19 protein-coding genes are annotated in these 22661 nt (G+C 63.7%); 12 read left to right on the forward strand and 7 right to left on the reverse strand.

What is annotated here, in order from left to right; translation table 11 throughout:
- The first annotated feature begins 7 nt into the window (after positions 1 to 7).
- Positions 8 to 2767 carry a methionine synthase gene (gene metH, locus CSE6_RS06150; RefSeq protein WP_083994683.1) on the forward strand — a complete coding sequence of 920 codons (2760 nt, stop codon included), beginning with the start codon at positions 8 to 10 and terminating at the stop codon, positions 2765 to 2767.
- Between the two features lie 75 nt (positions 2768 to 2842).
- On the opposite strand, the gene CSE6_RS06155 is transcribed toward metH, so the two are convergent.
- From CSE6_RS06155 to cls, 3 genes are all read right to left on the reverse strand, one after another.
- Complete coding sequence (locus CSE6_RS06155; RefSeq protein ID WP_034351319.1) at positions 2843 to 3535, reverse strand: GntR family transcriptional regulator; 693 nt, start codon at positions 3533 to 3535, stop codon at positions 2843 to 2845.
- An 8-nt stretch (positions 3536 to 3543) separates the two neighbouring features.
- On the reverse strand, positions 3544 to 4884 hold the full coding sequence (locus CSE6_RS06160; RefSeq protein ID WP_059440093.1) for a C4-dicarboxylate transporter DctA: 1341 nt from the start codon (positions 4882 to 4884) through the stop codon (positions 3544 to 3546).
- Positions 4885 to 5129: 245 nt separating this feature from the next.
- A complete protein-coding gene (cls, locus tag CSE6_RS06165) occupies positions 5130 to 6572 on the reverse strand; it encodes a cardiolipin synthase (RefSeq protein ID WP_034406754.1) in 1443 nt (480 codons plus the stop codon).
- Positions 6573 to 6781: 209 nt separating this feature from the next.
- Here cls and CSE6_RS06170 point away from each other — a divergent pair, with 209 nt between their 5' ends.
- Both CSE6_RS06170 and CSE6_RS06175 read left to right on the forward strand, forming a co-directional pair.
- The gene (locus CSE6_RS06170) at positions 6782 to 8014 is read left to right on the forward strand and encodes an ammonium transporter (RefSeq protein WP_034351322.1); all 1233 of its coding nucleotides are present in this window, start codon (positions 6782 to 6784) and stop codon (positions 8012 to 8014) included.
- A 26-nt stretch (positions 8015 to 8040) separates the two neighbouring features.
- Positions 8041 to 8361, forward strand: coding sequence for a hypothetical protein (locus CSE6_RS06175; RefSeq protein WP_059440094.1), 321 nt, complete (start codon positions 8041 to 8043; stop codon positions 8359 to 8361).
- A 66-nt stretch (positions 8362 to 8427) separates the two neighbouring features.
- Here the strand turns inward: CSE6_RS06175 and CSE6_RS06180 are convergent, their stop codons facing one another.
- Together CSE6_RS06180 and trpB are read right to left on the reverse strand one after the other, a co-directional pair.
- On the reverse strand, positions 8428 to 9804 hold the full coding sequence (locus CSE6_RS06180; RefSeq protein WP_238585642.1) for a glycerophosphodiester phosphodiesterase family protein: 1377 nt from the start codon (positions 9802 to 9804) through the stop codon (positions 8428 to 8430).
- A 120-nt stretch (positions 9805 to 9924) separates the two neighbouring features.
- On the reverse strand, positions 9925 to 11127 hold the full coding sequence (gene trpB / locus CSE6_RS06185) for a tryptophan synthase subunit beta (protein WP_034389931.1): 1203 nt from the start codon (positions 11125 to 11127) through the stop codon (positions 9925 to 9927).
- A gap of 187 nt (positions 11128 to 11314) precedes the next feature.
- Between trpB and CSE6_RS06190 the strand changes: the two genes are divergently transcribed.
- Entirely contained in the window at positions 11315 to 12763 is a 1449-nt protein-coding gene (locus tag CSE6_RS06190; RefSeq protein WP_059440095.1) for a DUF2868 domain-containing protein, read from the forward strand.
- A gap of 2 nt (positions 12764 to 12765) precedes the next feature.
- Positions 12766 to 14322, forward strand: coding sequence for a DUF3482 domain-containing protein (locus CSE6_RS06195; protein ID WP_059440096.1), 1557 nt, complete (start codon positions 12766 to 12768; stop codon positions 14320 to 14322).
- Here CSE6_RS06195 and CSE6_RS06200 read toward each other — a convergent pair.
- A complete protein-coding gene (locus CSE6_RS06200; RefSeq protein WP_034382737.1) occupies positions 14297 to 15469 on the reverse strand; it encodes a cell wall metabolism sensor histidine kinase WalK in 1173 nt (390 codons plus the stop codon). The genes CSE6_RS06195 and CSE6_RS06200 overlap by 26 nt on opposite strands.
- Positions 15454 to 16203, reverse strand: coding sequence for a response regulator (locus CSE6_RS06205; RefSeq protein ID WP_370545698.1), 750 nt, complete (start codon positions 16201 to 16203; stop codon positions 15454 to 15456). The genes CSE6_RS06200 and CSE6_RS06205 overlap by 16 nt, the downstream gene beginning before the upstream one ends.
- Positions 16204 to 16436: 233 nt before the next feature.
- On the opposite strand from CSE6_RS06205, the gene CSE6_RS06210 reads away from it, so the two are divergent.
- From CSE6_RS06210 to CSE6_RS06240, 7 genes are read left to right on the forward strand one after another with little or no spacing between them, the layout of a single operon-like run.
- Positions 16437 to 17825: an efflux transporter outer membrane subunit gene (locus CSE6_RS06210; RefSeq protein WP_059440097.1), complete on the forward strand. Its 1389-nt coding sequence runs from the start codon at positions 16437 to 16439 to the stop codon at positions 17823 to 17825.
- Positions 17822 to 18970: an ABC transporter permease gene (locus CSE6_RS06215; RefSeq protein ID WP_059440098.1), complete on the forward strand. Its 1149-nt coding sequence runs from the start codon at positions 17822 to 17824 to the stop codon at positions 18968 to 18970. Before CSE6_RS06210 ends, CSE6_RS06215 begins: the two co-directional genes overlap by 4 nt.
- Before the next feature lie 10 nt (positions 18971 to 18980).
- Positions 18981 to 19739 (forward strand): ABC transporter ATP-binding protein, encoded by a 759-nt coding sequence (locus CSE6_RS06220; RefSeq protein ID WP_063662641.1) that lies wholly within the window; start codon positions 18981 to 18983, stop codon positions 19737 to 19739.
- Positions 19740 to 19741: 2 nt separating this feature from the next.
- The gene (locus CSE6_RS06225; protein ID WP_034351332.1) at positions 19742 to 20677 is read left to right on the forward strand and encodes an HlyD family secretion protein; all 936 of its coding nucleotides are present in this window, start codon (positions 19742 to 19744) and stop codon (positions 20675 to 20677) included.
- Positions 20670 to 21383, forward strand: a complete 714-nt coding sequence (locus CSE6_RS06230; RefSeq protein WP_059440099.1) for an MtnX-like HAD-IB family phosphatase — start codon at positions 20670 to 20672, stop codon at positions 21381 to 21383. Before CSE6_RS06225 ends, CSE6_RS06230 begins: the two co-directional genes overlap by 8 nt.
- Complete coding sequence (locus CSE6_RS06235; RefSeq protein WP_034406782.1) at positions 21380 to 22288, forward strand: carboxylesterase; 909 nt, start codon at positions 21380 to 21382, stop codon at positions 22286 to 22288. The genes CSE6_RS06230 and CSE6_RS06235 overlap by 4 nt, the downstream gene beginning before the upstream one ends.
- A complete protein-coding gene (locus CSE6_RS06240) occupies positions 22281 to 22649 on the forward strand; it encodes an EamA family transporter (protein WP_003069552.1) in 369 nt (122 codons plus the stop codon). Before CSE6_RS06235 ends, CSE6_RS06240 begins: the two co-directional genes overlap by 8 nt.
- Positions 22650 to 22661 lie beyond the last annotated feature (12 nt).

Genomic DNA, 22661 nt, shown 5'->3' on the forward strand with positions numbered 1-22661 from the left:
TGAGCTGATGTCCGCTGCTACCCCTTCCACTGCCATTCCTCCCATGCGCCTGTCGGGCCTGGAGCCCGTCTTCATCGGCGATGAGACGCTGTTCGTCAACGTGGGCGAGCGCACCAACGTCACCGGCTCCAAGGCCTTTGCGCGCCTGATCCTCAACGAGCAGTACGAAGAGGCTCTGGCCGTGGCGCGCCAGCAGGTGGAAAACGGCGCCCAGGTGATCGATGTGAACATGGACGAGGCCATGCTGGACAGCAAGGCCGCCATGGTGCGCTTTCTGAACCTGATTGCCTCCGAGCCCGATATCGCCAAGGTGCCGGTGATGGTGGACAGCTCCAAGTGGGACGTGATCGAGGCCGGTCTGCGCTGCCTGCAGGGCAAGGGCATCGTCAACTCGATCTCCATGAAGGAGGGCGTCGAGGAGTTCAAGAAGCACGCCAAGCTGGTCAAGCGCTATGGCGCTGCCGCCGTGGTGATGGCGTTTGACGAAAAAGGCCAGGCCGACACCTTTGCGCGCAAGATCGAGATCTGCGAACGAGCCTACCGCATTCTGGTTGACGAAGTGGGCTTCCCGCCCGAGGACATCATCTTCGACCCCAACATCTTTGCCGTGGCCACCGGCATCGAAGAGCACAACAACTACGGCGTCGATTTCATCGAGGCCGTACGCTGGATCAAGCAGAACCTGCCCGGTGCCAAGGTCTCTGGCGGCGTCTCCAATGTCTCGTTCTCGTTCCGTGGCAACGACCCCGTGCGCGAGGCCATCCACACGGTGTTCCTCTATCACGCGATTGCGGCGGGCATGGACATGGGCATCGTCAATGCCGGCATGGTCGGTGTGTACGATGACCTGGAGCCCCAGCTGCGCGAACGCGTGGAGGATGTGGTGCTCAACCGCCGCCCCGATGCGGCCGAGCGCCTGCTGGAGATCGCCGACAGCGCCAAGGGCGCGGCCAAGGACGACAGCAAGAAGCTCGAGTGGCGCGGCACGCCCGAGGCACCGAAGACTGTGGGTGAGCGTCTGTCGCACGCCTTGGTGCACGGCATCACCGACTTCATCACCGAAGACACCGAAGAGGCCTACCAGCAGATCGTGGTGCAGGGCGGCGGTCGCCCGCTGCACGTGATCGAAGGCCCGCTCATGGACGGCATGAATATCGTCGGCGACCTGTTCGGCGCCGGCAAGATGTTCCTGCCCCAGGTGGTCAAGTCCGCGCGCGTGATGAAGCAGGCCGTGGCCCACCTGGTGCCCTATATCGAGGAAGAGAAGCGCCAGCAGGAAGCGGCGGGCCTGGACGTGACCAGCAAGGGCAAGATCGTCATCGCCACCGTCAAGGGCGATGTGCACGACATCGGCAAGAACATCGTCACCGTGGTCCTGCAGTGCAACAACTTCGAAGTCATCAACATGGGCGTGATGGTGCCCTGCCACGAGATCCTGGCGCGTGCCAAGGCCGAGGGCGCGGACATCATCGGCCTGTCGGGACTGATCACTCCCAGCCTCGAAGAGATGCAGTATGTGGCCGGCGAGATGGACAAGGACGACTACTTCCGCATCAAGAAGATTCCGCTGCTGATCGGCGGCGCGACCTGCTCGCGCGTGCATACGGCCGTGAAGATTGCCCCCAAGTACGACGGCCCTGTGGTCTATGTGCCCGATGCCTCGCGCTCGGTCAGCGTGGCGCAGAGCCTGCTGGGCGACGGCAAGCAGGCCTATCTGGACGAGCTGAGCGCCGACTACGACAAGGTGCGCACCCAGCATGCCAACAAGAAGAAGACGCCGCTGTGGACGCTGGAGCAGGCCAGAGCCAATGCCGCCGTGGTGGGCCATGCGCCTGTGGTGCCGCGCACCCTGGGCCGCCGCGTGTTCAAGAACTTCGACCTGGCTGAAATTGCCCAGTACATCGACTGGGGCCCGTTCTTCCAGACCTGGGATCTGGCGGGTCCCTACCCGGCCATCCTCGACGATGAGGTCGTGGGCGTGGAGGCGCGCAAGGTGTTGGCCGATGCCAAGCTCATGCTGCAGAAGATCATTGACGGCCGCTGGCTGCAGGCCAATGGCGTGATGGGCCTGTTCCCCGCCAATCGCGTGGGCGACGACATCGTGTTCTACACCGACGAATCGCGCAGCCAGGTGCTGACCACCTGGTACGGCATGCGCCAGCAGACCGAAAAGCAGGCCGTGGACGGCCCGGATGGCCGGCCCGTGATGCGCCCCAGCCGCTGCCTGGCCGATTTTGTGGCCGCCAAGGAGTCGGGCATTGCCGACTATGCCGGCCTGTTTGCCGTGACCGCCGGCATCGGCGCCGAGAAGAAGGACAAGGAATTCGAAGCCGCGCTAGACGACTACAGCGGCATCATGTTCAAGGCCCTGGCCGACCGCCTGGCCGAAGCCTTTGCCGAGTGCCTGCACCAGCGCGTGCGCAAGGATCTGTGGGGCTATGCCGAAGACGAGAACCTGAGCAACGAGGAGCTCATCAAGGAAGCCTACAAGGGCATTCGCCCCGCGCCCGGCTACCCTGCCTGCCCCGATCACACGGCCAAGATCGACCTGTTCAAGGCGCTGCAGGCCGATGAAATCGGCATGACGCTGACCGAGAGCCTGGCCATGAACCCGGCATCCAGCGTGAGCGGTTTCTACATCGGCAACCCCGAGGCCAGCTACTTCAACGTGGGCCAGATCGGCGAAGACCAGCTCGCCGACATGGCTCAGCGACGTGGCATGGATGTCGAGGAACTGCGCCGCTATCTGGCGCCGAATCTGGGCTGAACCAGCTTCGAGATCGCACTTCGCAAATGAAAAAAGCCAGGGTCGACCCTGGCTTTTTGGTTTGGAGAGCGTTGCTCAGAGGCGTTGCTTGAGCACGGGGGCGAGCGTGGCACGCAATCGGCCGCCGGGCTCCTCGGTCTCGGTCGCACGGATTTCCAGCGAGCGTTCCACCATGCCTATATGTTCCAGCAGCAGCGCCTTGGCACCCTCGGTGTCGCCGCGTTCCAGGGCGGCCACGATGCGTTCGTGCTCGGCGCAGGACTGGCTGGCGCTGTGCGTGGATTGGTAGAGCGTGGCAGCCAGGGTGGTGCGTGCCGTCAGATCGCGCAGCGTGTCGGCCAGGAGCCTGTGGCCCATCTGTTCGGCCAGGCAGACATGGAAATCCGCAAGCAGGAAGGCACGCGTGGCGCTGTCCGCCCCGGCGATGGCTTTCTGCTCCTGGGCGATATGGCGGCGCAGTCTGGTGATGACGCGCTGCAGCGGCTTGCCGGCTTCCTGCAATATGCCGGTCTCGATGATTCGCCGTGCAGAGAATGCATCCATGGCCTCGGCAGCCGAGGGCTGGACCACGTACCAGCCCCTGCGGGCCTGGACCTGGACGAAGCCGCGAGCCTGCAGTTGCATCAGCGCTTCGCGCACCACGGTGCGGCTGACGTCGAAATTGTTGGCAAGCTCCTGCTCTCCCAGCCGCTCCCCGGGTGCCAGTTTCTGGGCCAGGATGGCTTCGACGACGCGTTCCGCGATGTGCTGTGGAGAGGCAGGAGTCATTGCTTGGTTCAGTGGCTGGAGTGAGGGATGGGGACTACGACAGGCGGCACGATAGCAGATGCATGGTCTTCTTCTTCGGTCAGTGGCTCGGCCTTGCCGTCAAGTACCGCATGGGCACGTTCGCGGTCGATGTCTCCCTCCCAGGCAGCAATCGCCACGGTGGCCACGCAGTTGCCGATCAGATTGCCCAGGGCGCGTGCAATGCCCATGAACCAGTCCACCGACAGCACCAGCACCAGGCCGATCGCAGGGATGGCGGGAATGGCATGCAGGGTGGCTGCCAGCACCACGATGGCCGAGCCTGGTACGCCGTGTGCGCCCTTGGAGGTCACCAGCGCGATGGCCAGAATGGTCAGCAGGTCGGACATGCTGATCGGGGTGTTGGTGGCCTGGGCGATGAAGACCGCAGCCAGTGTGATGTAGATGGAAAACGCGTCCAGGTTGAACGAGTAGCCGGTGGGAATCACCAGGCCCACGGTGGAGTCGCGCACACCCATATTGCGCAGCTTGGCCATGATCTGGGGCAGCACGCTGTCGGAGGAGGTGGTCGCGAAGACGATGGTCAGCTCCTCGCGCAGATAGCGCAGCAGCTTGATCAGGCTGAAGCCTGACAGGCGCATCACCAGACCCAGCACCACGAACACGAAGATCAGCACCGAGACGTAGAACAGCGCCACCAGCATGCCCAGCTGCTTGAGCGAGCCTATGCCGTACTGGCCCACGGTGAAGGCGATGGCACCCAGCACGCCCAGAGGTGCCAGCTTGATGATGATGCCCATGACCTTGAACAGAGCCATGGACAAGGCGTCCACCAGCGCGGAGACGGGCTTGCCGCGCTCACCCAGCATGGTCAGCGCGCAGCCGAACAGCACGGCGAACAGCAGCACCTGCAGCACGTCGCCTTTGGCGAAGGCTTCCACCACGGTGGTGGGAATGAGCTTCATGAGAAAGTCCACCGTGCCGCCGCTGGTCAGCTTGTCGGCATTGCTGGCATAGGCCGCCATGGCCGAGGCGTCGAGCTTGCTGGCGTCCACGTTCATGCCCACGCCGGGCTCGAAGACAAAGGCAAGCACCAGGCCCATACCCAGGGCGATGGTGGTCAGAACCTCGAAATAGATCAGAGCCTTGACGCCCACGCGGCCTACGCGCTTGAGGTCGCCTGCACCGGCAATGCCGTGCACGACAACGCAGAACACCAGTATGGGGATGATCATCTTGATGAGCTTGATGAAGCCATCGCCCAGGGGTTTGAGTTTCACGGCCCATTCAGGGGCCAGTAGTCCGGCGAGCACACCCAGTATGAGTGCGATCACCACCTGTCCGAACAGTGATCTGACAAAGCGGCGCATAGTCGTCTTTCGCAAGTTGTGGAATCTTGTATGCAAGTTGTCTGCAACTTGCATGCAAGAATGTAGGCAAGCGAAAGGCGTGCCAGCAGAGGGTATTCCTGCAGATTTGTGTAAATTAGGGGAGGATCAGTCCTGACTTTCACGTATGAAATAAAAGGGCGTTCCGCCTTGGTGCGAGAGGAGGCGCCAGTGTGCACGCGCGTGGTGCGCGGGCTTTGGACATGCCCAAAGCCAGGGCATGGCGCTTACAGCAGCGGGCTCAGGGCGCCCAGCAGATTGTCCCAGATGCGCTTCCACCAGGGAGCCGAATGCACCTGTGCCAGCGTCACCACATCGGAATCGCGGAGATAGCTTTGCTGGCGCTGACGGATGGCCTCGGTAATGGCTTCGTCGTGCAGCAATACATTGTTTTCGAAGTTCAGGTCAAAGCTGCGCAGATCCAGATTTGTGGAGCCGATCAGGCTGACCGATCCGTCCAGGCAGAGGGTCTTGGCATGCAGCAGGCCAGGGCGGAATTCGTGGATGTGGACGCCGGCGCTCAGCAGCCGCCAGTAATGGCTGCGGCTGACGGCACCGACTATCCATGAGTCATTGCGGGCGGGCAGGATCAGTGTGACCTGCACCTGGCGCAGCGCGGCGGCGCACAAGGCATCTAGCACCGTGCTGTCGGGCACGAAGTAGGGGGTGGAGATCACGACCTCGCGCTGCGCACAGGCCAGCAGGCTGGCAACCAGCTGGGGTGTAGAACGTGCCCTTTCTGTAGGCCCTTCGGCAATCGCAACGGCATGGAAGCCGTCGTCAGCGGCAGCGCCGGCCTCGATTGTCGGTGGTGCAAGGCTCGCATCGGACTGCGCCCAGTCGCTGGCAAAAGCCTGCTGCATCTGCATGACCACCGGACCCTGCAGGCGCAGCATGATGTCCACCCAGGGGGCATAGCGAGCCTTGATGCGAAAGCCTTCGTCGGCGCAGTTCTGGCTGCCGCAATAGTTGATCCTGCCGTCTATGAGCGTGATCTTGCGGTGGTTGCGCAGGTCGATGCGGCTGGTCAGCATGACTTTGAGCAGATTGCTGATGGGCAGGGCAATCGCCAGGTGCACGCCGGTCTGCCGCATCTGCTGCCACAGTGGCGAGCGCGTCAGTGCGCGCGAGCCCAGACCGTCGACCATGGCCCGGCAGGTCACGCCGCGCTGCGCGGCACGCATCAGGGCATGGGCCACATCGGTGCCGGTGCTGTCGTCCAGCCAGATGTAGTACAGCACATTGATCTCGTGGCGCGCGGCATCCATGTCGGCCAGCATCTGCGCACGGGCATGCGCGCCATCGCGCATGAGCTCGGCCCTGTGGCCGGGCAGCGGTACAAAGCCGTTGATGGACGAGGCATAGCGGAAGGCCGGCAGCCATTGATCGGGAATGGCGGGCCGTGCCTGCGGCATGGGGCCGGGGGCGGTCGCAAGGGCGCTGCCCCGGGTCTGGCAGAACTCGCGCACATTGAGCCTTCTGCGGCCTGGTACACGGCCCAGGGCCACTTCCCCAAACAGGTAGTACAGCAGGCAGCTCACATAGGGCAGCAGCACGATGACCATGAGCCAGGCCAGCCGCACATCGGGCCGCATGTCTCTGCGCAGCAGAATGCGCAGGCCGAAGCCGGCAATCAGCAATACATGAAGAGTCAGCAGCAGCCAGGTCATGAATCAGTGCAGCAACGATGGACCTTGTCGAGCATAACGGGCTCAGGCCTGAGCACAAGCTGCCCGTCGTGGTTCTCATGAAACAGGCGCAAAGACCTTGATGGGTTAACGCATGCTGCTATCCATCATGAAGCATCGACAGATCGGCATGGCACTGGCATGGAACCTGCTTCCTTTTTTTCTCAAAGCAAACAAGCAGGGGGGAGTGCATGGAAATGGTGCCATTGACTGCCATCGACAAGGCAGATACCGGTTGGGTCATGGTCGCGTCGGCGCTGGTCTTGCTGATGACCTTGCCGGGCATTGCCCTGTTCTATGCGGGGCTGGTGCGGCGCAAGAATGTGGTCAACACCATGGTGGCCGTGTTTGCGGTGGCCTGCGTGGTGACCCTGACCTGGTTCGGCCTGGGCTACTCGCTCGCGTTCACCGCCGAGTCTGCCTGGCTTGGCAATCTGGGACGAGCCTGGTTTGCCTCGCTGCACTTCGATGGCCGGCGCAGCATGATCTCGGTCAGCCATCTGGCACCGCATCTGCCCGAGGCGGCCTATGCCCTGTTCCAGGCCGCATTCGCCATCATCACCACCTCGCTGATCGTGGGGGCCGTGGTAGAGCGCATGCGCTTTGCGGCCCTGCTGGTGTTTGCCGCGCTGTGGAGCGTGGTGGTCTATGCGCCGGTGGCCCACTGGGTGTGGGAGAGCGGGGGCTGGCTGAACCAGCTCGGCGCACTGGACTTTGCCGGCGGTGCCGTGGTGCATGTGAATGCGGGCGTGGCGGCACTGGTCTGTGCCTTCATGATGGGGCGCAGGCGCGGCTATGGAACCGAGCCATTCGAGCCGCACAGCCTGGGCTGGACGGCCATGGGCACGGCGCTGCTGCTGTTCGGCTGGTTCGGCTTCAACGCGGGATCGGCCCTGTCTGCCGACGGGCGTGCAGCGCTGGCCTTTGTGGTCACTCTCGTGGCGGCAGCGGCTGCCGGTCTGGCATGGATGGTGGTGGAGTGGCTGGTTCGCGGTGCTCCGACCTTGCTGGGCCTGCTCTCGGGCATGGTGGGCGGACTGGTGGCCATCACACCGGCTGCGGGCTTTGTGCAGGTGGGCAGTGCGGTGTGGATAGGCCTGATTGCGGGCGCCGTCTGCTTCTGGGGCGCAACCTGGCTCAAGCGCCGTCTCGGGGCCGATGACTCGCTCGATGTCTTCGGCGTGCATGGCGTGGGCGGCATTGCGGGCTCCATCCTCACGGCGGTGTTTGCCGACCCCCTGATTGCGGGCACAGGCGCCACGGTGATGAACCAGTTGATTGCCGTGGCCGCGGTGGCTGCCTACAGCGGCGCAGCCACGGCCGGGGTGCTGGTGCTGATCCGTCTGCTGATGCCTTTGCGTGTGGATGCCGTGCAGGAAATGGAGGGCCTGGATATCAGTCTGCATCTGGAGCGTCAGCACTAGTGATCCATCAAAGATAGGAGCGGTGTATGGAGGACAGCGAGCGAGTGGCGGTGGCCGCACATCTGCATGTGGTGCTGCGGCGCAGGACGGGCCGGGTGACCGATACCGAATGGATGGCCTGTAACCAGGCCTATGCACAGGCCATGGTGGCTTTTGCGCTGGAGCATGCACGAGAGCAACAGGACGAGGAGCTGGCGCGCCTGGCCCGGCGTCTGCAGGACAGCTGGAGCGGCGACAAGCCCCGGCATGCAGCGCCTGCCGAGACTGCGCAGAGCAACAGCTCCGTCACCGCCAAGGCCGCCGAGATACTGCGCACCTCGGCACGCTATATCGGCGGGCTGCGCTGAGGCACAAGCAGGTTCTGAGGCCGGGACGGCCCCGGCGCTCAGGCCGATGCCGGCAACGAGCCCGGTCTATGGCTTTTTCAGCTCGGCGATATAGGCTTCGCGAGCCTTGACGCCAGCAGCAGTGAAATCGGTGAATACGCCATCAATGCCCAGGCGGTAGTAAGCGAGGTATTCCTGAGCAGGGTCACCCTTGAAGATGCCAGCCAGGCGGCTGGCCTCACTGCGGAAGGTAAAGCTGTGCACCACCAGCCCTGCCTTGTGCGCGTTGGCGATCAGGCCGGTGTCCTTGAGCGTGTTGACGTCCTTGAGGCCTGCGCCGTCCTTGTAGGGAACGACGGAATGGGCCAGCACCTGGGGTTTCCAGGGGCCGATGCCGTCGGCATAGGTCTTGATCTCGGCCAGGCCTGCCGGTGTCTGCATGACCGCGAAGGTGCGCGCATCGCCGGCCAGCGTCCAGCTATAGGGGCGGCCGCTGATGAAGGTCCATTCGTCGCTGGTGATGTAGCCGACCGAGCCATCCCTGAAGTTGTAGTCATTGCCGTCGATCAGCTGCACGCCCTTGGCCTTCATGCCCGCCTTGCGCAGATACTTCAGGCTGTCGGGGTCGAAGCTCTGGATGTAGATGGGCGCGTCCTTGCGGTTGAGCTGGTTCTTCTCGAGCAGCGCCATCACGGCATCCTCGAACGGATGCTCGCCCGTGCCGCAGCTGTTGGCGATGGCCTGCTGGTTGTTCCAGTAAGGGTTCTTGGTCTCGGCGTAGACGGCAATCGTGCGGCCTGCCGCCTTGCCCTTGGCCACGGCGATATCGATCACATCCTGTGCGCTGATCAGTGGCAGCTTGCCATTCCATTCCGTGGGGCGGTCGGCACGGTTGTCCAGTATGGTGCCGCCCAGCAGGGTGCGCAGCTCATGCAGGGTGAAGTCGGAGATGGACCAGTCGTTGGTGTGATCCTCGCCATCGACGACCAGGGCCTGAAGCACGGATTTCTGGTTGTTGGGATCGATACGGTCGCTCAGATAGCGGGCCGGCCCGTTGTCGGGTGTCGCGGGGTATTTCACATCGACCCATACCCCGGGCGTGGTGCGCTTGCGCGCGGCCACATAGGAATTGCTCTTGGCAACGTCGGCGATATTGGTGCTGTCGCTGAGCCAGGCGTTGTGGCGTGCCACCAGCTGGCAGTCACGCGTCATGTGCATGTCCAGCTCGATCATGTCGGCACCGGCATCAATGGCTTTCTCATACGCCATCTGTGTCTGCTCGGGGTATAGCCCCGAATAGCCGCGGTGGGCGATGACCTGGGGCTGCTTGCCGTCCAGCGTCAGAAACTGCGGCGCAGGTGCTGGCGTCGGGCCATCTCCGCCGCCACAGGCGCTCAGGGCAAGGGCGGCAAGCAAGGTCAGAGCAAAGACGGGGTGGCGGGTATGGGACATGGTTTCAGGCATGGATGGAGATCGCCTCATGCTTGCGGTTGTTGATGACGGTTGTGTGACCGTGCCCTCAGAGCATTTCACGCTCCGAAGCACAGGGCTGCCGGGGCGGCTGCCCTGTGCGGGATGCGGCAGTTACAGTCCCAGCTTCCTGGCGACGTAATCGGCATCCTTGTCGCCGCGACCCGATAGGTTGACCAGAATATGTTGGTCCTTGCCGAGCCCCGGCGCTTCGCGCATGGCCCAGGCCACGGCGTGCGCACTTTCCAGCGCCGGGATGATGCCCTCCACACGCGACAGCGTCATGAAGGCATTCAGGCATTCCTTGTCGTCCACGGACTGGTAGTCCACGCGGCCTATATCCTTGAGATAGCTGTGCTGCGGGCCCACGCCGGGGTAGTCCAGGCCCGAGGCAATGCTGTGCACGGCGGCCGGCGTGCCGTCGGCGTTCTCCAGCACATAGCACTTCATGCCGTGAATCTCGCCGGGCTTGCCAACCGACAGCGTGGCGGCATGGCGGCCGGGCTTGTCCACGCCCTCACCGGCAGGTTCCACGCCCACCAGATGCACGGACTCGTCACCCAGGAAGGCCGTGAAGATGCCCATGGCATTGCTGCCCCCGCCCACGCAGGCGGCCACATGGTCGGGCAGCTTGCCGTGCCGGGTCTGGAACTGTTCGCGTGCCTCACGACCGACGATGGACTGGAAGTCCCGCACCATCATGGGAAAGGGGTGGGGGCCGACCACCGAGCCGATGGCGTAAATGGTGTTGACGGGGTCCTGCAGATAGACCTCGAAGGCACTGTCCACGGCCTCCTTCAGCGTGGCCGCGCCACGCGTGACGGGCACCAGATTGCACCCCAGGATGCGCATCTTGGTGACGTTGGGGTGCTCCTTCTCGATATCCACCTGGCCCATGTGAATCTCGCAGGGAATGCCCACCAGCGCGCAGGCCGTGGCCAGGGCCACGCCATGCTGGCCGGCACCGGTCTCGGCAATGACTTTTTTCTTGCCCATGAACTTGGCCAGCAGTGCCTCGCCCAGGCAGTGGTTGATCTTGTGAGCCCCCGTGTGATTCAGATCCTCACGCTTGAGATGGATCTGTGCGCCGCCCAGTTGATCGGACAGGCGCCTGGCGTGAAAGATGGGGCTGGGCCGGCCCACATAGTCGGCAAACAGCGCGGCCAGCTCGTCCTGGAAGTCCTGGCGTTTGACGATCTCCTCGTAGGCTGCGGCAATCTCGTCCATGCATCGCTTGAGCTCTGGCGGCACGAGCTGGCCGCCGTAGGGGCCGAAGAAGCCTTGCGCATCGGGCATGGCCTGGGGGTTCTGGGTCATGGCTTGTCTCCTTGGTGTGTGGTGCAGCAAAGCTGCATTCATAGCACACGGCGGGCTCAAGTCGCTTGCAGGCAAGTCCGGATGGAATCAGCACAGAAATGAACGCAGCCCTCAAGATGAAAGCGCTGACAGCTATTGTTTTGATATTGGCAGGCAACCTGCCCCTGCTCTGAAACACAATAGCGACATGAAAGCCAGCTCAGCCCGCGATATTGTCTTTGCCCATGCCCTGGAAACCGCAGCTCCCCACGAGGCGCTGCCCACGACCGAGCGCTGCACTGCCATCACGCAGGAGTGCCTGCACGCCCAGGGCAAGGCCAAGGGCGGCGGCCGTGCAGCGTTCGAGAGTTTTCTGCATGAGCGGGCACAACGCGTGATTGCTGCAGCGCAGCTGCCTGCCGACATACGCGCCGTGGCCCGGCAGCACGCCGGTATTTCACGCTGGTTGGTGCTGGCCGTGATGACAGCGGCATTTGCGCTGGGCTTTGCGGGTCATGCGATCACGGACCCGCATCGTGTGGATCTGCTCTCCGCCTCCCTGATTGGCATCGTGCTGTGGAACTTGCTGGTCTATGTGCTGTTGCTGCTGTCCTGGCTGCGCAGTCTTGTTCGGCGCAGGCAAACAGTGATTGCACCGCTGGAGCCTGAGCCAGGTCAGGGCGCTGCGGCACAGCGGCCCGTGGCTGCGCCCGGTGGCTGGCTGCAAAAGCTGCAGACGAAAAGGTGGAGTGTTTCGCGCGGCACGGGGCTGCGCAAGATGGCGCTGAACTTCGAGCGCAACTGGTGGCAGGTCAACCAGAGACCGCGCCGTGCGCAATGGCTTGTGTGTCTGCATCTGGGTGCGGCAATGCTGGCATTGGGTGCGCTGGCATCGCTATGGCTCACCGGCCTTACCAAGGCTTATCAAGTGGGGTGGGAGAGCACTTTCCTCTCGCCGCCTGCCGTGCAGACCTGTCTGAACATGCTGTTTGCGCCGGTGCAGCATCTGCTGGGCCTGGCACCGTGGAGTCTGGCGCAGATCCAGGCACTGCAGGGCTGGTCGGTCGGTGATGCCGCAGAGGCGGGGCCGCGCTGGGTGCAGCTCTACAGCTGGTTGCTGGGATTGATGGTGGTGGCACCGCGTCTGCTGCTGGCGCTGTGGCAAGGTGCCAGGGTCTGGTGGTTGAGCCAGCATCTGGCATTGCCGCTGCAGCAGCCCTATTTCCAGAAGCTGCAGCGTGACTGGGCGGGGCGTGCAACGACGCTGCTGGTGCAGCCCTACAGCCTGGACATCACGCCTGAGCGCGAAGCCGTCCTGCGCAGCCATGTGGCGCAGAGCTACGGCGCTGGTGCGCAGCTTGCGTTGCTGCCCGTGCTGGCCTATGGATCGCCCTTGCCGGACGTTTCGGCTGTTGACGCACAGCAGGTGCTGCTGCTCAATCTGGCGGCTACGCCCGAGACGGAAATTCATGGCGTGCTGCTGGCGCAGGTATTGAACCGCTGGGGTGCGCATACCGATGTGTGGCTATGGGCGGCGGACTTTCGTGCGCGCAACAGCGGTGCCCCGGCGCGAGTGCAGGAGCGCGAGCAGCTGTGGCGGGAATTTGTGCGCGGCGCGGGTCTGAACGCGACCCTGGTGCCCGGCGCAGGAGTGTGATGATGAGTGAGAGCAACGAGCTGGTTCCGATTGACAGCAGCATTCAGTGGTGTCTTTTGTCGCACACCAATATCGGCAAGACCACGCTGACCCGTACGCTGATGGCCGACGATGTCGGCGAGATTGACGATGCCGCACATGTGACCACTCAGTCACAGCGCTATCTGCTTCAGAAAACGCAGCAGGGCGATGAGCTGTGGCTTTGGGATACGCCGGGCTTCGGCGACTCGGTGCGGCTGTATGAACGCCTGCGGCAGCAGGGCAATCCGCTGGGCTGGTTTCTCAGCAATGTCTGGGATCGCTGGCGCGACAGGCCTTTCTATCTGAGTCAGCGTGCCTTGCTCGCTGCGCGCGATCATGCGGATGTGATGCTCTACCTCGTCAACGCGGCCGAAGACCCGGCCGATGCAGGCTACTGGAGCGCCGAGATGAACATTCTGGCCTGGATGAACAAGCCGGTCATCGTGCTTCTCAACCAGATTGGCAGCGACACCACGGCAGAGCAGACACAGGAAGATTTGCGGCGCTGGCAGCAGGCGACGCAGAGCTTTCAAAGCGTGGTGCGCGATGTGCTGGTGTTGGATGCCTTCACGCGCAGCTGGTGGCATGAGCGCAAGATGATGCAAAGCATTGGGCCTTTGTTGCCTCAGTCCAAACAGTCTGCCTATCAGCGCCTGCTGGAGCAGCGAGCTTTGCTGCAGCAGCAGCGCGAGCAGGCGAGCCTGGGGGTCATGGCGGATCAGCTGATAGCTGCGGCAGGTCTGCATGAAAAGCTCGATCCAGAGCAAGGCAAACTGCTGGCGCGTGCCTGGCAAAGCCTGAGCCAGCTCACCGCCAAATTGGGTAAATCGGCAGAGGGCGAAGAGCGGCTCGGAGCCCAGGCCAGGGCAGCCGTTCAGCGGCTGATGCAGGCTTTGCGTCAGGCCGATGTGCAGGCCACCCAGCGCTTGCTCGAGATTCATGGACTCGACGGTCAGGCGGCCAGTCAGATACAGGAGCAATTGCGCAGCCAGCTTCAGATCACCACGCCGGTCGATGCGCAGGCAGCCAGCTTGTGGGGGGCGTTGACTGCCGGCGCAGCCACAGGACTGGGGGCCGATCTGATGGCAGGAGGTTTGACGCTGGGTGCCGGTGCCCTGGTGGGGGCGCTGCTGGGGGCCCTCACCTTTGGGGGCGCGGCCTGGGGAGCGAACAAGATGTTCGACCAGGAGCAGCAGAGCTTTCAACTCTCGACCGACTATCTGAACGCAGCAGCTAGTCAGGTATTGCTCAAGTACCTGCTGATCTCGCATTTCGGCCGTGGTCGCGGTCGCTACACCAGCCCTGCGGCGCCCAGTCAATGGAGTGAGCTGGCCCAGGGCACGGTGCAGACGCATGCCGCGCAATGGACAGCACTCTGGGCGCAGCTGCGCGAAGCACATGCCGAAGGAGCGGCTGCCGATGCGCAGAGAGTCGCCATGATGGAGCTGCTCTCGCAAAGCCTGCAGCAGATCATGGCCGACCTCTATCCGGGGCTGAACGCAGAGTCCGGTGTCAGAGACGGGGAAAGCGCACGGTAAAAAGCGCGCCGCCACGCTCGGATATGCCCGTGCTGACGGTGCCGCCCTGCGAGGTCACCAGAGCCTTGACGATGGACAGGCCCAGACCCGAGCCTTCCCGGCGGCGCTTTCCTGGGGCCTGAACAAAGCGCTGGAACGGATGGGCCTGAACTTCGTCAGCAAGGCCGGGCCCCGCATCGCCCACTTCCAGGATCACCCATGACTGGTTCTGGTGGTCGGAGCTCGCATGCACCCGGATGCTCAGCCAGTGGCCGCTGCTGGCATGGCGCAGCACGTTGCTGATGAGGTTGGTGGTGATCTGGCGCAAGCGATCGGTGTCGGCCTTGATGTCGGTGCTGCCATCGCCGTCCTGCATGGGCAGATCCAGTGACAGGGCCATGTCCAGCTTCTGCAGCTGCGGGTGCAAGTCCTCGACGACATCACCGACCAGTGCGGCGAGGTCTATGCGTTCCTTGCGCAGAGACAGCTGTCCGGCGTCGGCCATGGAAAGGGTGTGCAGATCGCCGACCAGTCGTCCCAGATGCTCGACCTGAGCCAGCAGCGTCTTCATCTCGGCCTGGCTGGAGTCGATGACGCCGTCGCAGATCGCATGCAGTCTTGCCTGCAGCACCGTCAATGGGGTGCGCAGTTCGTGGGAGATGGAGGCGGCCGTGGCCAGACGCTCTGCTTCCAGCGTCTCCAGCGAATCAACCATGCCGTTGAAGGCATCGATCATTTCTGCCATCTCGCCATGGGCATTGCCCTTGACGGCTCTGGAGGCCAGATCGCCACGCTCCACGCGCGCAGCCACTTCCACCATGGAGGCCAGCGGACTGGTGATGCGTCGCGAAATCCAGAAGCCCACGGCCATGCCGAAAGGCAGGCTGACAGCCAGGCCGATGACCAGCGACCATTTCTCGCCAAACAGGCGGTCGCCTTCCCAGTACTCGGAGTAGATCTGCAGGGCTCTGGGGCTGTCTTCCAGATCCTGGGACTTCAGCGCCTCCAGCTCGGTTTTGACGGGGCTTGGCAGGTGGCGGTAGAACTCGCGGTACTGCAGCTCGGAAAACGCCAGCACGCCAATGGCCAAAGAGGCAATGGCCAGCAGCACAGCGGCCGTGATCCACAGACCAAAGCGGACCCAGATGCGGTTCAGTCCCAGGGCCATAGACGATAGCCAATACCGCGCACGGTCTCGATCAGCCCGTCCTGGCCGGCCAGTTGCAGCTTGCGGCGCAGTTTGGATAGGTGGGAGTCGATCACCCGCTCCAGCGCATCGCTTTCCGGCAGGCAGTTCTCAATCAGGTAGGCACGTGAAAAGCAGCGGCGTGGCTGGGCCGCCAGGCAGGCCAGCAGACGGAACTCCGTGAGCGTCAGCGCCAGAGGCACGGCCTGGCCCGCATCGTCATAGACGGCTGCACTATGGGCTTCCACGTCGATCTCTATGGGGCCGACGCGAATGGGAGCGGCCACCGGCGCAGGCTTGGCCTGGGTACGGCGCAGCACGGCACGCACCCGGGCCACCACCTCGGGAGGGTTGAAAGGCTTGACCACATAGTCGTCCGCCCCCAGGCGCAGTGCCAGCAGCTTGTCCACATCGTCTGCCAGGGCCGTCACCATGATGACGGGGACATCGCTGTCATTGCGAATCATGCGCAGCACATCCACTCCATCGACCTTGGGCAGATGAATGTCTAGCAGCACCAGGTCCGGGCGCAGCTGGCGAAAGCTCTGCAGGGCTTCCTCGCCGTCTTGCGCCATGCGAATGCGCAGGCCGTCGCGCTCCAGATAGGCGCTGAGAACGCCGGCAATGCCGGGTTCGTCTTCGACTACAAGCACCATGGGCGTGGAAGCAGGTTGAGCAAAAGTAGTCATGGTTTTGTGTGCAGCAAAGTCATGCATCTGCTGGACTCCCTGAAACTTGTTATCTGCACATTATGTGCGTTGCCGCTGCAATAGCCGAATGGCTACGGCTCTCCATAATTCCTACATAAACCCTGCAATCTGGCGAAAGCTTGCTGCCGTTCAATGGCGAGGATGGAAAGCTGTTTCTGCTTTCTGCAGCTTCCCGGGTGACACCTATAGCTTGAGCCAACTGCGCTGTGATATTCCCTTCCCACGTCTCGCGTCTTCGCATGGGCAGTCTGTGTCTGTGTGCCTTGTCGTTGCTGGCAGGCTGTGCTGCGCCCGAGGCAGTCAAGCTGGACCGGACCACGCCACCTCAGTGGCAGCAGCAGGAGTCGGCTCAAAAGTCGGACCCTGCGGCATTGGCCCACTGGTGGCGCGCCTGGAATGACCCTGCTCTCAATGTGCTGGTGGACGAGGCGCTGGCCCAGAACCTTGATGTGGCTCAGGCCGTGCTGCGTCTGCGTCAGCAGCGCTTGCTGGCGGGTACGGCCGATGCGGCTTTCCGCCCCATAGTCAGCACCGGAGCGCGGACCCTGCAGGATATCGCGGCAGTTGATACCTACTTTCATGCCAGCATTGATGTGAGCTGGGATCTTGGCCTGTTTGGTGACTCCGAAGCGGCGCGCCGTGCAGGCACGGCCGGCGTGCTGGATGCGCAAGCCCAGCTGCATGCAGCACGGGTAGCGCTGGTGGCCGATGTGGTGCACCGTTATCTCGATATCCGGCTGGCCCAGGTGCAGCGCAGCCTGGTCGAGAGGCAATTGCAGCAGGCGCAGCGACAGCTGCAGCTCTTGCAGATTCGGTATGAGCAGAGACTGACAGATGCCCAGTCTCTGGAGCAGCAACAGCTGCAGCTGCGCACCGCAGAGTCTCAGCTGTCCACCCTGAACGAAGCCCAGGCGCGTGCTGCCCATGCGCTGGCTGCTCTGCTGGGACGTGAGCGCGCCGAGCCGCAGTGGCTGCAGCCCAGGACGGATGCCGCATTGCCGGCAATGCAGGCGCTTGCCGTACTGCCGGCAGACCTGCTGCGCAACCGCCCCGATATTCAAAGTGCCGAGGCTGCGGTGGAGCAGGCTGCGGCCGAGGTCGGCGTGTCGCGCGCGGCGCTCTATCCGCGGTTGACCCTGACGGGGTCCCTGCTGTATGCATACAACCTGACGCGCAATCACCGCACGACCTCGGACTCCATTCCCATGGTCGGTCCGCAGATCGACATTCCGCTCTTTGACTGGGGTCGCCGCCGTGCCGTGGCGGACGGCAAGGAGCTGGCGCTGCAGGCCAGCATCAAGGCATACCGCCAGGCCGTGCTCAATGGCATTGCCGAGTCCGAAACTGCCCTAGCAGCGGTTGCCGCCCAGCAGCAAAGGCAGCAGCAGCTGCAGTCCCAGCAGCAGATTCATGCCGGGCGCGAGAAGGCTCAGGCAGTGCGCCAGCAACTGGGCCTGTCCAGCGAGCTTGCTGGCATCGATAGCGCCCGCGCCAGCCTGCAAAACCAGAGCGAGCTGGCAACCGCCAGGGCTGCCGAGGCGCTGGCCTATGTGGCTCTCTACAAGGCAGTGGGTGCTGCGCCTGTCGATGCCGCGCTTGTTACCCGGACCACAGAGGCTCAGCCATGATTGCCCTGGCGCGCAAGACGCTGATCCATGAGTGGAGACGCTTTGTCCCTTCGGTGTTCGCCGTGGGCTTTTCGGGCGTTCTGCTGGCCATGCAGGCCGCCTTGGTGCTGGGCATCTTCGGCTCTGCCGCGATCTACGTGACGGCCTCTTCGGCCGATCTCTGGGTGGGCTATCCGGGCACGCAAAGCGTGAACTTCGGGCGCAATATCGGCAGCGATGTGGAGATGCGCCTGCGCATGGACCCCGATGTGGCGGCCGTGGAATCCTATGTCTGGGTCGATGGCGACTGGCGCGCGCGCGCCGGTGCCCAGGGCGCGACCGGAGGCGGAGTCTCTGTCTATCTCTCGGGCGTCAGCACTGCGGACAACTCCATGATGTTCACCAAGGTGCTCACCTCCTGGCAGCGGCAGCTGCTGCGCGAGCCCGGTGCCGTGATTGTTGACAGGGCGGACCTGGGGACTCTGGGCGCGCAGGAAGGCAGCACGGCCTGGATCAACAACCATGCGGTCAAGATCGTGGCTGCCGTAGACGGCTTGCGCGGCCTGGGTGGCGTCAACGTGATCTCCTCGCTCAGCACGGCCCGCGAAATTGCAGAAACCAGTGCCGAGCATGGCTGCACCTATTTCGTGGCACGCCTGAAGCAAGCTGCCAAGGCAGGCGAGGCCCAGGCGAGATTGAGCCAGTCCAGCAGCAGCTTCGGCCCGTACGAGGTCTGGACGGCCGATGCCTTTGCGCGCCGCTCTCAGCGTTACTGGATGCTCGATACCGGAGCCGGTGCCGGCGTGCTCTTCATGGCCGTCATCGTCTGCCTGGTGGGCGCCATCGTGACCAGCCAGTCGCTCAAGGCGGTGGTGGCAGGGTCCGCCCGCGAGTATGCGGTGCTCAATGCTCTGGGCGTGAGCCGAGCGGCACTGGGCCGCGTGGTGGTCGAGCAGGCCTGCTGGATTGGCGGCCTGGGCTTTGTGCTGGCGGCACTGGCCAGCGCGGTGCTGCTCAGCATTGCATCCAGCTACCGCGTCCCTGTTGCCCTCAACCTTTCAGCGGTACTCGCTTGCGGCTTTCTGGTGGCCGTGCTGTCGCTGCTGTCGGGTCTGGGCGCCATGCGCAGCCTGCTGCGTGCCGATCCGGCAACCCTGTTGCGTTAAGGCCTGAAACATGCAAGCCGAGACCATGATGGAACGCATCAAAACGCCTGCTGCAGCCAAGGATGCAGCGCCCAGCCTCGAGGCCGTGCGTCTCGACAAATCCTTTGTCTCGGGCATCGTCCAGGTGCATGTGCTGCAAGGGCTGTCCGTCAGCCTCTATGCGGGGGAGCTGAGCCTGATCTCCGGCCCTTCGGGCTGCGGCAAAAGCACGCTGCTGTCGCTGATGTCGGGACTGCAAAAGCCCGATGCCGGTCACGCGATCGCACTGGGCGAGGACCTGGCCAAGCTCGGCACGGCGGCGTTGGAGAAATTTCGTCTGCGCCATACGGGCTTCGTCTTCCAGGGCTTCAATCTGTTTCCGGCCTTGACGGCACTGGAGCAGGTGCAGTTGCCGCTGGGCTATATGGGGCTCAGAAACGCCGAGACATTGCGCCGTGCCAGGGAGGCGCTCGACGAAGTGGGGCTCTCGCACCGCAGTCATATGCGCCCGGCCCAGCTGTCGGGCGGCGAGAAGCAGCGTGTGGCCATCGCACGTGCCATGGCCAAGCAGCCCCGCCTGCTTTTCGCCGACGAGCCCACCAGTGCGCTGGACGCCGAGAGCGGCCAGCGCGTCATTGACTTGCTGCACCGTGCGGCGCGCACGCACGGCACCACGGTGCTCTGCGTCAGCCATGACCCGCGTCTGGTGCGCCACGCCGATCGTGTGCTGGGCATGGAAGACGGCGCCATTCGCAGCGACTGGCGCCAGAACAGCCCCATCAAGGAATAAACATGAACCCAAGCCCATTTCGTCTCAGCATTGTGTCGGGCGCGCCGCTGCTGGCGGCGGCCGTGCTGATGCTGGGCGGGTGCTCTCCGTCTCAGGATGCTGCCTCCGTGATCACGCCGGCTGCAGCCCAGATCAAGCCTCAAAGCCAGGTAGCCGTTGCGCGAGGCAAGATCGACGTAGAAGGTGGTCTGCTCGATCTCTCCTCGGCCGCATCGGGCGTGGTGCAGCAATTGCTGGTCAAGGAAGGCCAGAGCGTACAGAAAGGCCAGCCGGTGCTGCGTCTCGCGGATGATGCGGCGCGTGCCGATCTGGCCGTAGTGGAGTCCGAACTGCTGCTGGCGCAGACCAAACTCAAGACGCGCCAGGATCGCCTGCCCGCGCTCAAGGCCACGCTGACGCGCTGGCAGGCTGCTGCCAAACAGGGGGCAGCGGATCTGCAAAGCGTGGACGAAGCCGTGCAGGCCCTGCGTGATGCGCAGTCCGAAGTGGATATTGCGGCTGCAGAAGTCACGGTCGCCAAGCGCAAGGCCGAACAGTTGCGGGCTCTGCTGCAGCGCCACGAGCTGCGTGCGCCCGAAGCCGCAGTCGTGGTGCGTCTGCAGGCACAGGGCGGCAGCATGCTGCAAAGCGGCAGTCCGGTGGCGGTGCTGCTGCCCAAGCGCCCCTTTATCGTGCGTGCCGAAGTCAACGAAAGCTTTGTGACGGCGATTCGCGAAGGCATGAAGGCCCTGGTGACGGTGGACGCAGACGGCAGCGCTGCCCGCCAGGAGTTTCCCGCTGCGACCGTGCTGCGAATCAGCCCCGTCTACGGCACGGCCAGGCTGCAGGACGATGCACAGCGTGGCCCGGTAAGAGTTGTGGAATGCGTGCTGGCATTTGACCAGCCGCCCGCCAATGTCAAGGTCGGTCAGAACGTGAGGGTCAGTTTCCATGAATAAGCGCATTCAGATTTGCCCGTCGCCGGCAGGGACAGCTTCGGCCGGCTGGATGGTGCAAAGCGATTTCGACGGCACCATCAGCCTGCTGGACGTGACCGATATCCTGCTCAACCGCTTTGGCAAGCCGGGCTGGCAGGAGCTGGAGGACGCCTGGGAGCGTGGCGAGATCGGCTCGCGCGAATGCATGAAGGGGCAGGTGGCCCTGCTGGACATGAGCGAGGCTGAACTGCAGAACCATCTGGACAGTATCGAGATCGATGAGCACTTTGCCGGCTTCGTGGCCGAGGCCGGGCTGCATGGCATCAAGGTGCAGGTCGTCAGCGACGGCATTGACTATGCGATTCGCCATGTGCTCGCACGCCATGGCCTCGGGGATCTGGAAGTCATCGCCAACCATCTGGTTCAGACGGGCGAGCGCAGCTGGCGACTGGATTCGCCCTGGGCCAGCAATCGCTGTACACGGGCCAGCGGCAACTGCAAGTGCGAACGTCTGGCCGAGCAGCAGGCCGTCCATGGGCGGGTGCTCTATATCGGCGACAGCACGTCGGACTTCTGCGTTTCCGGCAAGGCGGATTTCGTGCTGGCCAAGTACAAGCTCATCGACTATTGCGAGAGCCAGGGGATTGCCCATGCGCGCTTCGAGCATTTTGCGCAGGCCACCCAGTTGCTGGAGCAAGTCATCTTCGGCATGGAGCAGACTGCATGAATGCCTCTGATGGATTTGGGTTGCTGCAGCAGCCGGATTTGCAGCAGCTGTGTGTGACGCCGCATGAATTCGTCATGCCCGGCGAAGGCAGCAATGCCCGCACGGGCGTGCTGCTGATCCATGGCCTGACCGGCACGCCGGCCGAGATGCGCCTGCTCGCAAAAGGTCTGAACAAGCAGGGTTTCACGGTCTACGGGGTGCAGCTGGCAGGACATTGCGGCAGCATGGAAGACTTGGTGGCTGCCCGCTGGACGGACTGGCTGGCAAGTGTGGAGTCGGGTCTGCAGCGCTTCTTGCCGCATGTGGACCATATGGTGGTTGGCGGTCTGTCCATGGGGGCGCTGCTGTCGCTGGCTGTGGCCGAGCGCCATCCCGACAAGGTGGCGGGCGTCTGCGCGCTGTCCACCACCTTCCGCTATGACGGCTGGAGCATTCCGGCCTATACCAAGCTGGCGTTCCTGCTGCCGCTTTTTCGCCTGCTGGGCATTGGCCGCAACAGTGTCTTCATGGAGGCCCCACCCTACGGCATCAAGGACGAGGCCTTGCGCGCGCGCGTGGTCGAGCAGATGAACAGCGGCGACAGCTCTGCCGCAGGCCTGCCTGGCAATCCCTGGTGGAGCGTCATCGAGCTGCGCGCCCTGTCCGCGAATGTGCAGGCCGGACTGGCGCAGCTGCGCTCGCCCTGTCTGGTCATTCATGCCCGGGAAGACGATATTTCCTCGGTCAGCAATGCCCACGATATCCGGCGCGGCGCGGTCAACGCCCATGTCGACCTGGTGCTGCTGGACAATTGCTATCACATGATCACCATCGACCGCGAGCGCCGCACAGTGATTGCCAAGCTCAACGAGTTCATCGCGCGCATCGCCAGCTCGGCGGCGCCTGCCAGGGGTGCGAATGGGTAGTGATCTCTCGCCCCTGGTGGTGACGCTGTGGATACTCAATGTGCTGGTGGACAGCGGGGGGCAGCTGGCCTTCAAGGCCGCGGCCAGCGAGCCGGGGCATCGCAATGGCACGGAGCGCTGGCGCTTCATGCTGGCCAGGCCCTGGCTGTGGGTGGGCATTGCCTGCTATGTGGCGGAGTTTCTGGTCTGGCTGGCGTTTCTGTCGCTGGTGCCGCTGTCGGACGGGGTGCTGCTGGGCTCGATCAACATCGTCGCCATCATGATTCTGGGGCGGGTGCTGTTTCGCGAAAAGCTCGCGCCCATGCGCGTGGCCGGCATCGTGCTGGTGTCCGTAGGCGTGGCCATCGTTGGATTGCACTGAGGGCCGTCGGCT

This window comes from Comamonas sp. E6 (assembly GCF_001010305.1).
In the GTDB taxonomy this organism is placed as follows: domain Bacteria; phylum Pseudomonadota; class Gammaproteobacteria; order Burkholderiales; family Burkholderiaceae_C; genus Comamonas; species Comamonas thiooxydans.